The 13,747-nt window shown below is 69.9% G+C and carries 16 protein-coding genes; 8 read left to right on the forward strand and 8 right to left on the reverse strand.

Annotation, left to right across the window (positions count from 1 at the left end; all coding sequences use genetic code 11):
- Nucleotide 1: 1 nt before the first annotated feature.
- Complete coding sequence (gene trpA, locus DSD19_RS00990; RefSeq protein WP_075785066.1) at nucleotides 2-793, reverse strand: tryptophan synthase subunit alpha; 792 nt, start codon at nucleotides 791-793, stop codon at nucleotides 2-4.
- 138 nt (nucleotides 794-931) lie between these two features.
- Nucleotides 932-1,402, reverse strand: coding sequence for a TIGR01244 family sulfur transferase (locus DSD19_RS00995; RefSeq protein WP_243627585.1), 471 nt, complete (start codon nucleotides 1,400-1,402; stop codon nucleotides 932-934).
- A 156-nt stretch (nucleotides 1,403-1,558) separates the two neighbouring features.
- Between DSD19_RS00995 and DSD19_RS01000 the strand changes: the two genes are divergently transcribed.
- The 3 genes from DSD19_RS01000 to DSD19_RS01010 all read left to right on the forward strand — a co-directional run bounded on the left by DSD19_RS01000 (nucleotide 1,559) and on the right by DSD19_RS01010 (nucleotide 4,621).
- The gene (locus DSD19_RS01000; protein ID WP_075787507.1) at nucleotides 1,559-1,876 is read left to right on the forward strand and encodes a TraR/DksA C4-type zinc finger protein; all 318 of its coding nucleotides are present in this window, start codon (nucleotides 1,559-1,561) and stop codon (nucleotides 1,874-1,876) included.
- 278 nt (nucleotides 1,877-2,154) lie between these two features.
- Nucleotides 2,155-2,367 carry a hypothetical protein gene (locus DSD19_RS01005; RefSeq protein ID WP_075785068.1) on the forward strand — a complete coding sequence of 71 codons (213 nt, stop codon included), beginning with the start codon at nucleotides 2,155-2,157 and terminating at the stop codon, nucleotides 2,365-2,367.
- A gap of 136 nt (nucleotides 2,368-2,503) precedes the next feature.
- The gene (locus tag DSD19_RS01010; RefSeq protein ID WP_113668224.1) at nucleotides 2,504-4,621 is read left to right on the forward strand and encodes an enoyl-CoA hydratase/isomerase family protein; all 2,118 of its coding nucleotides are present in this window, start codon (nucleotides 2,504-2,506) and stop codon (nucleotides 4,619-4,621) included.
- On the opposite strand, the gene DSD19_RS01015 is transcribed toward DSD19_RS01010, so the two are convergent.
- Nucleotides 4,608-4,823, reverse strand: a complete 216-nt coding sequence (locus tag DSD19_RS01015; protein ID WP_075785070.1) for a hypothetical protein — start codon at nucleotides 4,821-4,823, stop codon at nucleotides 4,608-4,610. The two genes, DSD19_RS01010 and DSD19_RS01015, sit on opposite strands and share 14 nt — an antisense overlap.
- Before the next feature lie 152 nt (nucleotides 4,824-4,975).
- On the opposite strand from DSD19_RS01015, the gene DSD19_RS01020 reads away from it, so the two are divergent.
- Nucleotides 4,976-5,257: a DUF2312 domain-containing protein gene (locus tag DSD19_RS01020; protein WP_075785071.1), complete on the forward strand. Its 282-nt coding sequence runs from the start codon at nucleotides 4,976-4,978 to the stop codon at nucleotides 5,255-5,257.
- A gap of 36 nt (nucleotides 5,258-5,293) precedes the next feature.
- Here the strand turns inward: DSD19_RS01020 and DSD19_RS01025 are convergent, their stop codons facing one another.
- On the reverse strand, nucleotides 5,294-5,596 hold the full coding sequence (locus tag DSD19_RS01025; RefSeq protein ID WP_113668225.1) for a hypothetical protein: 303 nt from the start codon (nucleotides 5,594-5,596) through the stop codon (nucleotides 5,294-5,296).
- A gap of 14 nt (nucleotides 5,597-5,610) precedes the next feature.
- Nucleotides 5,611-6,063: a hypothetical protein gene (locus tag DSD19_RS01030; RefSeq protein WP_113668226.1), complete on the reverse strand. Its 453-nt coding sequence runs from the start codon at nucleotides 6,061-6,063 to the stop codon at nucleotides 5,611-5,613.
- A gap of 268 nt (nucleotides 6,064-6,331) precedes the next feature.
- Here DSD19_RS01030 and DSD19_RS01035 point away from each other — a divergent pair, with 268 nt between their 5' ends.
- The gene (locus DSD19_RS01035) at nucleotides 6,332-7,990 is read left to right on the forward strand and encodes an iron ABC transporter permease (protein ID WP_113668227.1); all 1,659 of its coding nucleotides are present in this window, start codon (nucleotides 6,332-6,334) and stop codon (nucleotides 7,988-7,990) included.
- An 18-nt stretch (nucleotides 7,991-8,008) separates the two neighbouring features.
- Here the strand turns inward: DSD19_RS01035 and DSD19_RS01040 are convergent, their stop codons facing one another.
- The 3 genes from DSD19_RS01040 to DSD19_RS01050 all read right to left on the reverse strand — a co-directional run bounded on the left by DSD19_RS01040 (nucleotide 8,009) and on the right by DSD19_RS01050 (nucleotide 10,951).
- Nucleotides 8,009-9,649, reverse strand: a complete 1,641-nt coding sequence (locus DSD19_RS01040; RefSeq protein WP_113668228.1) for a SulP family inorganic anion transporter — start codon at nucleotides 9,647-9,649, stop codon at nucleotides 8,009-8,011.
- Nucleotides 9,650-9,859: 210 nt separating this feature from the next.
- Nucleotides 9,860-10,177, reverse strand: coding sequence for a DUF1244 domain-containing protein (locus tag DSD19_RS01045; RefSeq protein ID WP_113668229.1), 318 nt, complete (start codon nucleotides 10,175-10,177; stop codon nucleotides 9,860-9,862).
- Nucleotides 10,178-10,210: 33 nt separating this feature from the next.
- Nucleotides 10,211-10,951 (reverse strand): N-formylglutamate amidohydrolase, encoded by a 741-nt coding sequence (locus tag DSD19_RS01050; RefSeq protein WP_113668262.1) that lies wholly within the window; start codon nucleotides 10,949-10,951, stop codon nucleotides 10,211-10,213.
- 144 nt (nucleotides 10,952-11,095) lie between these two features.
- Here DSD19_RS01050 and pyk point away from each other — a divergent pair, with 144 nt between their 5' ends.
- From pyk to rplT, 3 genes are all read left to right on the forward strand, one after another.
- On the forward strand, nucleotides 11,096-12,541 hold the full coding sequence (pyk, locus tag DSD19_RS01055) for a pyruvate kinase (protein ID WP_113668230.1): 1,446 nt from the start codon (nucleotides 11,096-11,098) through the stop codon (nucleotides 12,539-12,541).
- A 412-nt stretch (nucleotides 12,542-12,953) separates the two neighbouring features.
- Nucleotides 12,954-13,154 (forward strand): 50S ribosomal protein L35, encoded by a 201-nt coding sequence (rpmI, locus tag DSD19_RS01060; protein WP_075785022.1) that lies wholly within the window; start codon nucleotides 12,954-12,956, stop codon nucleotides 13,152-13,154.
- 14 nt (nucleotides 13,155-13,168) lie between these two features.
- Nucleotides 13,169-13,531, forward strand: a complete 363-nt coding sequence (gene rplT / locus DSD19_RS01065) for a 50S ribosomal protein L20 (protein WP_042460507.1) — start codon at nucleotides 13,169-13,171, stop codon at nucleotides 13,529-13,531.
- The last annotated feature ends 216 nt before the right edge of the window (nucleotides 13,532-13,747 follow it).

Below are 13,747 nucleotides of genomic sequence, written 5' to 3' on the forward strand. Positions count from 1 at the left end.
TTCAGGCGCTGTGCGCACCCTCGGCGAGGCCTTTGACATAGGCCAGGATCTCGGCCACGGGCTTTTTCTCCTCGACCTGCTTGACGATGGCCGAGCCGACCACCGCGCCATCGGCGACCGAGGCGATGGACCGCGCGGTTTCGGGCGTACGGATGCCGAAGCCCACGATCACCGGCAGGTCGGTCTTGGCCTTGATGCGCGCGACCTCGGGGGCGACATCGCTGGCCTCGGCCGAGGCGGCGCCGGTGATCCCGGTGATCGAGACATAATAGACGAACCCGCTGGTATTCTGCAGCACCTTCGGCAGGCGCTTGTCATCGGTGGTCGGCGTCGCGAGGCGGATGAAGTTGAGACCCGCCGCCTGCGCGGGCAGGCAGAGCTCGCTGTCTTCTTCGGGGGGCAGGTCCACGACGATCAGCCCGTCGATCCCGGCGGCCTTCGCATCGGTCAGGAAAGCCTCGACCCCGTGCGAATAGATCGGGTTGAAATAGCCCATCATCACGATCGGGGTGGTGTCGTCGGTCTCGCGGAAGGCCCGGGCCAGATCCAGCGTCTTCTGCAGCGTCTGGCCGCCATCGAGCGCGCGCTGCCCGGCCAGCTGGATCGTCGGGCCATCGGCCATCGGGTCGGTGAAGGGCAGGCCCAGCTCGATGATGTCGACGCCCGCGCCCGGCAGGCCCGTCACGATCTCCAGCGAGGTGGCGAAATCGGGGTCGCCCGCCATCACATAGGCCACGAAAGCCTTGCGGTTCTCCGCCTTCAGCGCGGCGAATTTGGCGTCGATGCGGGTCATGGGCGTCCTCCGGGTTTTGCCCGAGCGGTTTGGGCCAGGCCGTGGCGAAAATCAATGGGCCGTTTGGTGGCGCGCACAGGCAGGGCGCCGGCCGCGCCGCGGCGGGAGGACGGGCGCGTCCGGCCCGAGGGCCGCGGCTCAGCGGCCGGCGGCAAGCGCCTCGATCTGCGCGCGCAGGCCGGGCAGGGCAAAGCCCGCCCGTTCCAGGGCCCCCACGATTTCCGAAGTCGGGCGGCGCCCGGCCTGGGTCAGCGCCCAGATGACCGAGGACCGGAACCCTGCCCGGCAATAGGCGAAATAGGGGCCGGGCAGATCGTCCATCGCGCGGGCCTGGGCCGCGATCATCGCAGGCGTGATCGGGGCATGGCCGACGGGAATCGCCGCGAACCCCAGCCCGACCGCCTCGGCCGCCGCGGCCATTGCAGCCGAGTTCTCGGACGGGGCCACCTCCTCGTCCGGCCGGTTGCAGAGGATCGAGCGAAACCCTGCCTCGGCCAGTTCCGCGAGCGATTCAATCCCGGGTTGTGGCGCCGCCGCGAAATCGTCGGAGAGCCAAACCATGGGCGGCAGGTCCAGTCCCTGGGCGATGCCTTTGAAAGTCTTTGCCATCGCTGGACTTCTCCTTCCTGGGGGAATCGTTCGTCCCCCACATTCGCGGCTTTCCGGGTGAGGATCAATGCGCGTTCAGGTCGATTTGATATGTGTCAATGCCCGAATTCTGCCATAATGCCACAGTCATGGGATTGGCCATCCTGGGGGGGGACCATGGCAACGCTTCAGGACAGAAAGCGCCAGTTGCTGAAACGGCTGGCCGAACTCGACGGTCGGCTGCAGGACATCGAGGCCGAACTCGACACCCATCAGTCGAAAGATTGGGGGGAGCTTGCGGTCGAGCGCGAGGAAGACGAGGTGTTGCAGGGCATGGGCAGTTCGGGTCTGGCCGAGGTCCGGCAGATCCGCGCAGCCCTCGCGCGACTCGAAGATGGCAGCTACGGTTTCTGTGTGCGCTGCGGCGACGAGATCTCCGCAGAGCGGCTGGATCTCGTGCCCGCGACGCCATTTTGTCGCATCTGCGCCCGGTAACGGCCGCTGTATAGGACCCGCCCCATGAGCCAAGCGAGCCGAACCAGCCGTATGCCAGGATTTTCCAACAGCGCCGTTCCCGAGGAAACCCGCGCCCTGATCCGGGCCCGGATCGAGAACCTTCTGACCAGCGGAGCGGTGGCCAGCCAGGTCAACCGTCAGCTCAGGACCAAGGGCTGCCACAGTCCGTGGGCCCTTGCCTCGGCCTCGGCGGGCGAGGATGATCGGGCGGCCTGCGAGACCGCGCAGACCTGCAGAACCATGACAGGGAGACACGGATGGCGTTCGAACAACTCAAGGCAGGGATCGCTCTGATCCTCGAAGAGATCGAGAAACGGCCCGAGGACCGTCACGTCCTGCAGGAAGAACTGCGCGGCAAGATCGCCGAGATGCATGCGCTGGGCCTGCCGGTTCCCGAGGACATCCTGCGGCTCGAGCAGGAACTCGAGGACGACGATTCCGACGATCTCTACGACGACATGCCGGTCTGAGGCCCGGGCCCGGACAAGGGCGCGCGTCTTCCGGATATTGCGTTTCGGCTCACGCTTGTCCCAAATGGCCCCGGGATGATCCCGGGTCCTTGCGCGCTGCCGTCGCGCCGGGTCCGGCCGGACGGGGGACCGAGCGATGACGCGCCCTGTGACAGCAGAACATCCGGCTCCGGGCGTGGTGCGCCTGGTGCTGGACGCACCGCCCGACAACGCCCTGACCGCACCGCTGCGCGACGCGCTGGAGGCCGCGCTGACCGCGGCGCTTGCGGCCCGCAACACCCGCGCGGTCCTGATCGCGGCGCGCGGGGCGGTGTTTTCCATGGGCCTTCCCGATGCGGAGGACGAGGGTGGCCCCGCAGTTCCGCTGGGCGCGATCGCGGAACTCATCGACACGGCCGCGGTGCCGGTGGTGGCGCTTTTGCCGGGGCCGGCCTCGGGCGGGGGCTGCGAACTGGCGCTGGCCTGCCATTACCGCGTCGCCGCGCGCGAGGCCGAGCTGTGGCTGCCCGACATCGCGCTGGAGCTGCCGCCGCAGGCGGGCACGACGCTGCGCCTGCCGCGTCTGACCGATCCGGCGACCGCGCTCGAGATGATGCTGTCGGGCCGGGCGGTGCCGTCGGCCCGCGCACGTCAGGCCGGGCTTTTCGATGCGGTGGTCGATGGCGATGTCGATGCGGCGGGCCTGCGCTTCGCGCTGGGGCTTCTGGCCGAACATGCGGGGCCGCGGCCCGCGCCGTCGCGGCCGCTGCCCGATTTCCGGTCCCTGCAGGCTGCGGTGCAACGTCTGAAGGGGGCGCTCGACCCCGGCGGGCCGCTGCGCGCACGGGGGGCCATTCTCGATTGCGTCGAGGCGGCGGCTTTGTTGCCCTTCGAGGCGGCGCTGGCCTATGAGGCGGCGGCGGTCGAGGATTGCCGCGACAGTGCCGCGCATCGCGCGCTCTGCCATCTGGCGCGGGCCGAGCGGCGCGTGCGGGACGAAATGCGGGCGGTGGCCGATCCCGCCATCCTGCCCCGGCGGATCGGGCTTTGGGGCTGGGGGCCGGGGGCGGCGGCGCTGGGGGCAGCGCTTCTGGCGACCGGGCCGGCGGTGCGGCTGGGGGCCCCCGACGCCGCCGCGCTGGACCGCGTCATCGCCGAGGCCGAGGCGCTTCTGGATGGGGCCCGGACAGAGGCCGGGTGGGACGAGGCGACGCGGGTCCGCTACCGGTCGCGGCTGTCGGGCGGGGTCGGCCCCGCCGTACTGTCGGGCTGCGAGCTTTTGATCGAGGCCGGGGGCGGGCGGATGAGCGATCGGCAGGCGCGCTTCCCCGATCTTGCGCGCACGGCCGCACCGGGGGCGGTGCTGGCCGCGACCGGGGTGCTGGCGAGCCCCTCGGCCCTGGGGGCTCCGGCGGGGCGCGAGGCTGACACGCTCTGGTTTCATCTGCCCGACGCGGTGCCGGGCACCCGCCTGGCCGAGATCGTGCGCTCGCCCCGCACCGGCCCGCGCGCGACAGCCGTGCTGTGCGACCTGGCGCGGCGGCTGGAACGGCTGGTTCTGGTCTCCGAGACCGAAAGCCCGACGCTGGGGCTTTTGCTGGGGGCGCTCGACGCGGCCGATGCGACGGTCGAGGCCGGGGCCGCCCCGGCCGAGGTCGATGCGGCGATGCAGGCCTGGGGCATGGCCCATGGGCCTTACCGCATGGCCGACCGCGTCGGTCTGCCGATGCTGCTGGCGCTGCGTCGGCGCCAGCCCGGCGGCGACGATCCCGAGGCGCGGCCGACGCTGATTCTGGGCCAGCTGGTGCGCGAGGGGCGCGACGGCTATCTCGCCGGGCGCGGGTATTATCGGTACGGCCCCGGAGGCGCGGCCGACCCCGATCCGCAGGTGGCCGAGATCGCCGCTGCGGCCCGCGAGGTGCTGGGCGCGGTCCCGCCGCGCAGCTTTTCCCGGGCCGCGATCCAGGCGCGCGTTCTGGCCGGGATGGTGCAGGCCGGGGCGGCGATGCTGGGGCGCGGGGTGGTGCGCCGGGCCGCCGATCTGGACCTTGCGGCGGTCCATGGGCTGGGCGTCGCGCGCTGGCGCGGCGGGCCGATGCGGGCAGCCGACGAGGCTGGGTTGTTGTCGATCCGCAAGACCCTGCGCGACATGGCGGCCGGGCGGCCGCAGGGCGGGCTTTGGGACCTCGATCCGCTGATCGCCGAGGCGATCAAGACCGGGCGCGCGCTGTCGCGGATCGAGGCGCCGGGCCGGGGCGCGCTCAGCCCAGCATGATGCCGATGACGACCATCATCAGCCCCACCGCCGACAAAGCGAGCGCGGCCATGTTCTGGGCCACCGCCTTTTGCAGCCGGGCGCGCATCTCGGGCTCGGGCAGGTTGGCGCCACGCGCGCTCAGCATGTTGCGGATGCACCAGACGATACCGGCCAGCCCCATCACCGACACGGCCGCTCCGGCCCAGATCAACGCGTCCATCGCATCCTCCTCCTTGGCTTGGCGCACCCGCGCCTAGTCCAACCTCTTCCGGCGCGCAAGGGTCTTGCGGCAGAGGGGGCGCTTCGCTACGTCAGGACCCCGGGCAGACAGCCGGGGCAGACAGCCCGAGCAGACAGAAGGACAAGGACCCGATGGAGATCGAGGACGAGCAGGACGACACCCGCTCTGCCGACAGCACGTACCGCGTCACCGCCGGCGAGCTGCGGCAGTTCATCGAACGGTTCGAGCGGCTCGAGGCCGAGAAGAAGGACCTCGCGGACCAGCAGAAAGAGGTGATGGCCGAAGCCAAGGCGCGCGGCTACGACACCAAGGTGATGCGCAAGGTGATTTCTCTGCGCAAGCGCGACAAGGACGACATCGCCGAGGAAGAGGCGATCCTCGAACTTTACAAGGAAGCGCTGGGCATGGCCTGACCGCGCGCCGCCCCTTTTGGGGCGGGCGTCCCGGGATCAGGCGGCGAGAAAGCGGATGCCGGGCATCGCGGCAATGGCGGCGATGTCTTCGGCATGGCGGTCGGTTCTCGTCTCGATCTGCCCGCCGGCCCAGCCCGGCAGGTCGGTCTCTTCCTCCACCGCCTCGGGGATCGCGTATTTGTCGAGAAAGGCCGCCCGCCGCCGCGCCGCCGGGTCGAGCGCCGGACTGTCGGCCAGGAACCCGTTGAGCCGGGCAAGACCGCCCGGGGTGATGACCTTGGCAAGAACCGCGTCGCCCCCGGCAAGGTCCGTGGCCCCGCCGCTTGCCGCGACCCGCATCACATCGGGCCGGATCAGCGGCGTATCCTCGTTGCACAGACCGTCAGCTCGGCCCCGGGCAGGGCATTGCGGATGCGCTGGACGGGATCCTTCCACGAGGGCCGCACCGGGTCCGCGCCTGCGATGAAGGCCGCGAGGTCGCGCTCTCTCGGCAGGGCGAACAGCGCCGGAACGAAGATCGCCGGATTGCGCAGCCCGGACAGGAAGCACTGGCGGGCGCCGGGAAAGAGCTGGGCCAGCCAATGCGCCTTTTCCCCCGCCATCGGATACAGCATGTGCTGGGCCAGCGCCTTCTGCGGCATGCACAGGAACGAGGGGTTGGTCAGCACCAGCCGTTCGGCCGTCGCGCCGTCCAGCGCGGCCTGCAGCATGGCCGTTTGCATCTTGTCGGTGGCGGGCGCGCCGCGCAGCGCCACCGGCATCTCGCGCAGCACCGGGCGATAGCTTCGCGGATCGGGTCCCGCCACGCCATGCGCGGCCGGGGTCCCGCGGTTGCGGATCAGGCTGCGGACCAGCAGGCCGTCATCCGTGCGATGCGTCCCGATAGGAAAGACGGCATCCTTCCTGCCCCTGCCTTCTCGTTCCTGCCTTCTGGCCTGCCTTCCGGCCTGCCTTCTGGCGGTTTTTCCCCGGGCGATGCCGGGGCCAGGGCGGGCCTTTCGAGGCCTGACCCTTCCGGCAGACCCGCGCGGCATATTCTGGACAGAAATTTCGCTTTGCGCTACCCACGGCGTCATGGCTGACCAAATTGCTCAAGTTAACCGGCGGCGGCCGCTTAGGCTGCGGCCCGATCCCTGGTCGGCCGGAGCGCTGGCGATCGCGGCGCTGGTGCTGCTGCCGATCCTGTCGGTGGTCGTTCTGGCGCTGACCCCCGAAGAGAACATCTGGCCGCATCTGATCGCGACCACGCTGCCGCGCTATCTGACCAATACGCTGGCGATGATGGGCGGGGTGGCGGTGCTGGCCTCGGCGGTGGGGGCGGGCGCGGCCTGGCTGGTGTCGATGTACCGCTTTCCGGGCGCGCGCTGGCTGGAATGGCTGCTGCTGCTGCCACTGGCGATCCCTGCCTATGTCGGCGCCTATGCGCTGGTCGATTTCCTGGAATATGCGGGGCCGGTGCAGACCGTGCTGCGGTCACTGTTCGGCTGGCAGAACGCGCGGGACTACTGGTTCCCCGAGATCCGGTCGCGCGGCGCGGCGGTGCTGGTGCTGTCTGCCGCGCTTTACCCTTACGTCTATCTGCTGGCGCGGGCGGCGTTTCGCGAACAGTCGGGCGCGGCCTATGAGGTGGCGCGGGCGCTGGGGGCGGGGCCGGTCGGGCTGTTCTGGCGGGTCGGTCTGCCGCTGGCGCGGCCCGCCATCGCCGCGGGCGCGGCCATCGCGATGATGGAGACCGTGAACGATTTCGGCGTGGTCGAATATTTCGCGGTGCAGACCCTGACCGCCGGGATCTTCTCGGTCTGGCTGGAGGGCGGCAATGCGGGCGGCGCCGCGCAGATCGCGGGGGTGATCCTGGCGGTGATCCTGGCGCTGGTCGCGCTGGAGAAGGTCAGCCGCCGGAACCTGCGCTTTCATGCGCTCGGCCGGCATCACCGCCCGCTGGTCCCGGTGCAGCTTGAGGGTATCGCCGGATGGGTCGCGACGCTGGCCTGCGCGCTGCCGGTCGCGGTCGGTTTCGCGCTGCCGGTGGGGGTGATCCTCAGCCACGCGCTGGCCAATCCCGAGGGCTGGGCCGATCCGGGGCTGATCCGGGCGCTGCTGCACACCCTGACGGTGGGCGGCATCGCCGCCGTGCTGACCGTCGCGGCAGGGCTTTTCCTGGTCTATGGCGTGCGGCTGACCGGCCGGACGCTGCCCCGGATTCTGTTACCGGTCACCACCATCGGCTATGCGGCGCCCGGCGCGGTGCTCGGGGTCGGGCTTCTGATCCCGATGGCCGCAGCCGACAATGCGCTGGCCGATGCCTGGGTCTGGCTCTTCGGCGCCGATCCGGGGCTGTTGATGACCGGGTCGGCCTTTGCCATCGTCTATGCCTATGGGGTGCGCTTCTTCGCCATCGCGCAAGGCGCGGCCGATGCCGCGATGGGGCGGATCGCGCCCAGCCTGCCGATGGCGGCGCGGTCGCTGGGCCGGACCGCGCGGGGCACGCTGACATCGGTGTACCTGCCGCTGATCCGCACCTCGATCGGTACCGCGCTGCTCTTGGTGTTCGTCGATTGCGTCAAGGAGCTTCCGGCGACGCTGCTGCTGCGGCCGTTCAACTACAACACGCTGGCGACGCGGGTCTATGACAAGGCGAGCTTAGAGAACCTCGGCGATGCCTCGCCCGCGGCGCTTCTGGTCTGTCTGGTGGGGCTCGTCGCGGTCGGCCTGTTGGCGCGCGCCAACCGCTGAGCGTTTGGCCCCGAGGGGTCAGGCCGCAGCCCGGGCGGCCGACACATCGGGCGCGCTCCGGGCCTCCGCGGGCAGGCCTGCCGCCTGCAGCATCGTCATATGCGGCGGCCTCGTGCCCGCCAGCGTCACCGCCATCCCCTGATCGAGCGCCTTGCGCACGAAGCCCGTCAGGCTGTGCGCGCCGGTCATGTCCAGCAGCGGCACATCGGCCATGTCGAGGATCAGGTGGCGCGGCCGCGCCGCGATCCGGTCGAGCACGCTTTCGATCACCGGCGCCGAGCCGAAGAAATAGGCCCCGGTCAGGCGCAGAACGACGGTCTGGCGGCTCTGGCCGCGGTCCTCGGGGCGGCTTTCGGTGTCGCTCTCGTCCAGCATCGCGTCGACCCCGCTCATCTGGGCCAGCCGGTGCAGGAAGACCAGCGCGCCCAGCGCAAGGCCGGTCACGATGGCCTCGGTCAGATCGCGCAGCACGGTCATCGCCAGCGTGGCCAGCAGCACCACGACCTCGGCCCGGGCGGTGCGCGCCAGCGTCCGGATCGCGCGGAGGTCGATCATGTGCAGCGAGACCGACACAAGCACCCCCGCCAACGCCGCCAGCGGAATGGCCGAGGCCAGAGGCGCCAACAGCAGCACCATGCCCAGCAGCGCCAGCGCATGGATCATGCCCGCGACCGGGCCATGGGCGCCCGCGCGCACGTTGGTGGCGGTCCGGGCGATGGTGCCGGTCACGCAGAAGCCGCCGAAACAGGCCGAGGCCATGTTGGCCGCCCCCTGTCCGATCAGTTCGGCGTTCGACCGGTGCCGCCGCCCGGTCATCGAATCCGCGACAACGGCCGACAGCAGCGACTCGATGGCGCCCAGAAGGGTGAAGGCCAGCGCGTCGGGCAGGACCGCGCGGATTTTCTCGAGCCCGAGCGGCGGAAGATGCGGCGCGGGCAGGCTGGAGGCGATGCCGCCATAGGCGCTGCCGATGGTGGGCACCGGTAGCTTGAAAAGCCACACCGTCAGCCCCGCGAGCGCGATCGCCATCAGCATGCCCGGAAAGCGCGGCGCGTAGCGGCGCTGGGCGAGGATGAAGCCGAAGGTGCCGATGCCCATCGCCAGATCGAGCAGGCTCAGCGTCGGCAGCGCGGCCCAGAGCGCGGGGATCTTCTCGAGGAAGGGGCCGGGTTCGGGGCCGTCGAGGGTCAGCCCCAGAAACGGCCGCATCTGGCTTGCCAGGATGATGACGCCGATCCCGGCGGTGAAACCGACGGTGACGGGGTAGGGGATGAACTTGACGAAACTGCCCAAGCGGAGCACCCCGGCCAGGGCCAGGAAGATCCCCGACAGGAAGGTCGCAAGCGCCAGCCCGTCCAACCCGTGGCGCTGGACCGTGGCCATGACCAGCACGATGAAGGCGCCCGCCGGGCCGCCGATCTGGAACCGGCTGCCGCCCAGCGCCGAGACCAGAAAGCCGCCGACGATGGCGGTGATCAGCCCCCGGTCCGGCGGCACGCCCGAGGCGATGGCGATGGCCAGCGACAAGGGCAGTGCGACCACCGCCACGGTCAGCCCGGCCACCAGGTCGGCGCGGAAGGCGCGCAGCCCGTAGCCCTCGGCCATCACGGTCACGAGCTTCGGCAGGAACTGCACCGAGTGTCCAGTGGCTGGGGTCATCGTCTGTCTCCGTCGGTTTCCGGTCGCGGCACCAACGGACCGCCCGCGCCCCGAACAGGCGCGGCCGGCAAAGCGGTGTCATGAGTCGCGGCGCAGTCTACTCCCGATCCGGGGGGCGGATGCGACCGCTTTCTTGCGATTTTCCTGATATCGGCACCGGAAAATCTGCGGTATCGGGCCAATGGCCCTGTGCGCCCGGCGCAGAAAGGTTCAGTCCTTGCGCGGGCCGACATTCGCGGCAAAGGCGGCGTCGAAGGCCGCCTTCTGCTCGGGGCTCGCCTCGGTCTGATGCGCGGCCTTCCAGTCGGCATAGGGCATGCCGTAGAAGGCCTCGCGCGCCTCGGCCTCGGTCAATGGGACGCCGCGCTCGGCGGCGGCCTCGGCCATCCAGCGCGACAGGCAGTTGCGGCAGAACCCGGCCAGAGTCATCAGGTCGATGTTCTGGACCTCGGGCCGATCCTCCATCAGGTGGCGCTGCAGGCGCCGGAAGGCGGCGGCCTCGATCTCGGTGCGGGTGGCGTCGTCCATGGCGGGTCTCCCTTCGCGGTGGGCGGGCGGCGCTCAGGCGCCGGTCTCGGCCAGTGCGGCCGTCAGGATCGGGGCCAGCCGCGCGCCCCAGGCGGCCTGATCGGCGGGCGAGGCGATGACGTCGTTGCGCAGCTCGATCAGCACGTTCGGTCGGCCGAAGGCCTCGGCATGGCGGTCGACGGAATCGCCCGGCAGATGGCCGCCATAGGGCTCGTTCTCGCCGACGCAAAGATCGGGCTCGGCGCGCAGCCGCGCGATCAGCGGCCGCGCCAGCCGGTCGTCGGCGGCATGCAGGATGCCGATCTGCCAGGGCCGGGGCGGGCGCCCTTTCAGTTGCGGCGTGAAGCTGTGGATGGCCAGCAGGACCGTATCGGGCCGCCGCGCCGCAAGCCGGGCGACCTCGGTGTGATAGGGCCGCCAGAAGGTCCGGATGCGGCGGTCGATCTCGGCCTCGGCAATGGCGCGGTTCGCGGGGATCACGGTGCCGTCATAGACCCGCATCACCAGGGTCGGATCGTCCTCGCCCCGGTTCGGGTCGATCACCAGCCGCGAGAAGCGGCTGAGCACCAGCGGCGCATCGAGCGCCTCGGCCACCGCCAGGGCCACGCCGGCGGCGCCCGGGTCCCAGGCGATGTGGCGGACCATGTCGGCCGGCGAGATCCCGAGGCTGCCGCCGTTCACGCAGGGCGGCACGATGTTGGTGGCATGATCGCAGGTGACCAGCCAGCGTCCCCCGCGCGCCTCGCCCACGGTCTCGAATGGCCGGTCGTTCATCGACATGTCACCTTTTCGCGTCACATCCTTTTGCGCAGACCCTTACACAGGTGCCAGTTGTCTCGCCGAGGGCTTCGGCCTAGAAGGAGAGATTGTACACCGGCGCATACTGCGCATGGGTCATCTGAAGACAGATAGGGCAGGATGAGACGTCTACGCAACCTCAAGATCGTGGCCACGCTGGGGCCGTCCTCGAACGACTACCCGACGATCCGGGCGCTGTTCGAGGCCGGGGCCGATGTGTTCCGGCTGAACATGAGCCATGGGAGCCACGAGGAAATCGCGCAGCGCCACGCGACGATCCGCCAGATCGAGGCGGATACCGGCCGCCCGATCGCGATCCTCGCCGACCTGCAGGGGCCCAAGCTGCGCTGCGGACAGTTCGCCAATGGCGCGGCCGAACTGGAAGACGGGCAGATCTTTCGCTTCGACCTCGATCCGACCCCGGGCGAGGCGCATCGGGTGCAACTGCCCCATAAGGAAATCTTCGACGCGCTGGAACCCGGCGCGACGCTTCTGGTCAATGACGGCAAGCTGCGGCTGAAGGTCAAGGACCATGGCCCCGATTTCGCCGATTGCGAGGTGATCGTCGGCGGCACCATCTCGAACCGCAAGGGCGTGAACGTGCCCGATGTGGTGCTGCCGCTGGCGGCCTTGTCCGAAAAGGACCGCGACGACCTGCATTTCGCGCTGGATCTGGGCGTCGACTGGGTCGCGCTCAGCTTCGTGCAGCGCCCCGAGGACGTGATCGAGGCGCGCGAGATCGTGGGCACACGCGCCGCGATCCTGTCGAAGATCGAGAAGCCCGCGGCGGTGAAGGCCTTCGACGCGATCCTTGCGGTCTCGGACGGCATCATGGTCGCCCGCGGCGATCTTGGGGTCGAACTGCCGGTGCAAAGCGTGCCGCCGATCCAGAAGCGGCTGGTGCGGTCCTGTCGGGCGGCGGCCAAGCCGGTGATCGTGGCGACGCAGATGCTGGAATCGATGATCGAAAGCCCGATGCCGACCCGGGCCGAGGTGTCCGACGTGGCCTCGGCGATCTACGAGGGGGCGGACGCGGTGATGCTGTCGGCCGAATCCGCCGCCGGGCGCTATCCGGTCGAGGCGGTGACGATGATGGACAATGTCGCGGTCGAGGTCGAAAGCGACCCGACCTACCGCTCGGTGATCGAGGCCAGCCGTCAGGCCGAACGTTCGACCGTGGCCGACGGCATCGTGTCCGCCGCGCGCGAGATCGCCGAGACGACCGACATCAAGGCGATCTGCTGCTTCACCGAATCCGGGACGACGGCGCTCAAGACCTCGCGCGAACGGCCGCGCGTGCCGATCCTGGCGCTGACGCCGTTTCCGGCGACGGGGCGGCGGCTGTGCCTCAGCTGGGGCATCAACTGCTATTACAACGAGAAGGTCGAGCGGTTCAAAATGGCCGTGGTCAGCGCCGCCCGCGCGGCCCGGGCGGGCGGCTATGGCGAGGGCGAGGACAAGATCATCGTGATCGCCGGTCTGCCCTTCAACATCCCCGGATCGACCAACATCCTGCGCGTGGCGCCCTGCGAAGAGCGGCTGATTTTCAATCTGGAACCCGAATAGGGCGCGTTCGCCTTCGGGCGCGATACCCGGTCATCGAAACTGGCGCCGGGGGGGCAGGGTTGGGCTGTCCGGAGGCCGCAGGCCATCCGACCTCTGTTTCGTGATCGGGAACGCCATCTGCCTGATCGCGATCCCGGCGCTTTTCGCGGCCGTGGCCTATGGCCGGGCGCCCCGGCCATTCCGGTGACGATCGGCGGCGGCCTGGTCTCGCTGGCCGTTGGCGAAACCCCGCGCGGCGATCGGCTTGGGCGGTTTCCCGATGTGGTGGCCCGGGTCGTCCATCGGGACAGGACCCGAGGCGATTTCTCCTTGCATGCGGGCCCCGGGCTTTCTATACGCTCGCCACTCACCTGGTGCGACCGGCCGTTGTGGCATGCCGAGTCGCGCCTTCACCGCCCGAAAGGAGACGGAAATGCCCAAGATGAAAACCAAGTCGAGCGCCAAGAAGCGCTTCAAGGTCACGGCCACCGGCCGGGTCAAGGCGGGTCAGGCCGGCAAACGCCACGGCATGATCAAGCGGACCACCAAGTTCATCCGCGACGCGCGCGGGACGACGATGCTCTCGGCTCCGGACGAGAAGCTCGCCAAGTCCTACATGCCCTATTCGCGCTAACGGAGGCCTGATCCATGTCCCGAGTCAAAGGCGGCACCACCACCCACGCCCGTCACAAGAAGGTCATCAAGGCTGCGAAAGGCTATTACGGCCGCCGCGGCAATGCCTTCCGCACCGCGACCCAGGCGGTCGACAAGGCCAACCAGTACGCGACCCGCGACCGCAAGCAGCGCAAGCGCAACTTCCGCGCGCTCTGGATCCAGCGGATCAACGCGGCCGTTCGCGCCCATGACGAATCGCTGACCTATTCGCGCTTCATCAACGCCCTGGCCGTCGCCGGGATCGAGGTCGACCGCAAGGTGCTGGCCGATCTCGCCGTGAACGAGCCCGAAGCCTTCGGTGCCATCGTAGAGAAAGCCAAGGCCGCGCTGGCCTGAGGCCGCGCCGTCCGGGGGCCGAGACCTCCGGTCAGCCCAACAGGCCGTGCCTGACGCAGGCGGCGGTCCTGGGGCAGGGAAAAGACAGGAAGGCCGCGCAAGCTTGCTTGCGCGGCCTTCTGCTTGTTCGGGTCATGGAGGAGGGGCAGCCGGTCCGTCCTGACGCCGCCAGCGGACGCCCGTGGCGAATGGTAGGCTTCTCGGGGAAGGGACGGG

Origin of the sequence: Rhodovulum sp. BSW8, from assembly GCF_003314725.1 — a bacterium.
GTDB lineage: Bacteria > Pseudomonadota > Alphaproteobacteria > Rhodobacterales > Rhodobacteraceae > Rhodovulum > Rhodovulum visakhapatnamense.

Bases quoted from the DNA above. Each gene is read 5' to 3' on its own strand.
- DSD19_RS01015 (WP_075785070.1), bottom strand. From the start codon at position 4,823: ATGGACGCGTTGATCTGGGCCGGAGCGGCCGTGTCGGTGATGGGGCTG.
- DSD19_RS01010 (WP_113668224.1), top strand. From the start codon at position 2,504: ATGACGCGCCCTGTGACAGCAGAACATCCGGCTCCGGGCGTGGTGCGC.
- DSD19_RS01020 (WP_075785071.1), top strand. From the start codon at position 4,976: ATGGAGATCGAGGACGAGCAGGACGACACCCGCTCTGCCGACAGCACG.
- DSD19_RS01025 (WP_113668225.1), bottom strand. From the start codon at position 5,596: ATGCGGGTCGCGGCAAGCGGCGGGGCCACGGACCTTGCCGGGGGCGAC.
- DSD19_RS01035 (WP_113668227.1), top strand. From the start codon at position 6,332: ATGGCTGACCAAATTGCTCAAGTTAACCGGCGGCGGCCGCTTAGGCTG.
- DSD19_RS01050 (WP_113668262.1), bottom strand. From the start codon at position 10,951: ATGAACGACCGGCCATTCGAGACCGTGGGCGAGGCGCGCGGGGGACGC.
- DSD19_RS00995 (WP_243627585.1), bottom strand. From the start codon at position 1,402: ATGGCAAAGACTTTCAAAGGCATCGCCCAGGGACTGGACCTGCCGCCC.
- trpA (WP_075785066.1), bottom strand. From the start codon at position 793: ATGACCCGCATCGACGCCAAATTCGCCGCGCTGAAGGCGGAGAACCGC.
- rpmI (WP_075785022.1), top strand. From the start codon at position 12,954: ATGCCCAAGATGAAAACCAAGTCGAGCGCCAAGAAGCGCTTCAAGGTC.
- pyk (WP_113668230.1), top strand. From the start codon at position 11,096: ATGAGACGTCTACGCAACCTCAAGATCGTGGCCACGCTGGGGCCGTCC.
- rplT (WP_042460507.1), top strand. From the start codon at position 13,169: ATGTCCCGAGTCAAAGGCGGCACCACCACCCACGCCCGTCACAAGAAG.
- DSD19_RS01000 (WP_075787507.1), top strand. From the start codon at position 1,559: ATGGCAACGCTTCAGGACAGAAAGCGCCAGTTGCTGAAACGGCTGGCC.
- DSD19_RS01040 (WP_113668228.1), bottom strand. From the start codon at position 9,649: ATGACCCCAGCCACTGGACACTCGGTGCAGTTCCTGCCGAAGCTCGTG.
- DSD19_RS01045 (WP_113668229.1), bottom strand. From the start codon at position 10,177: ATGGACGACGCCACCCGCACCGAGATCGAGGCCGCCGCCTTCCGGCGC.
- DSD19_RS01005 (WP_075785068.1), top strand. From the start codon at position 2,155: ATGGCGTTCGAACAACTCAAGGCAGGGATCGCTCTGATCCTCGAAGAG.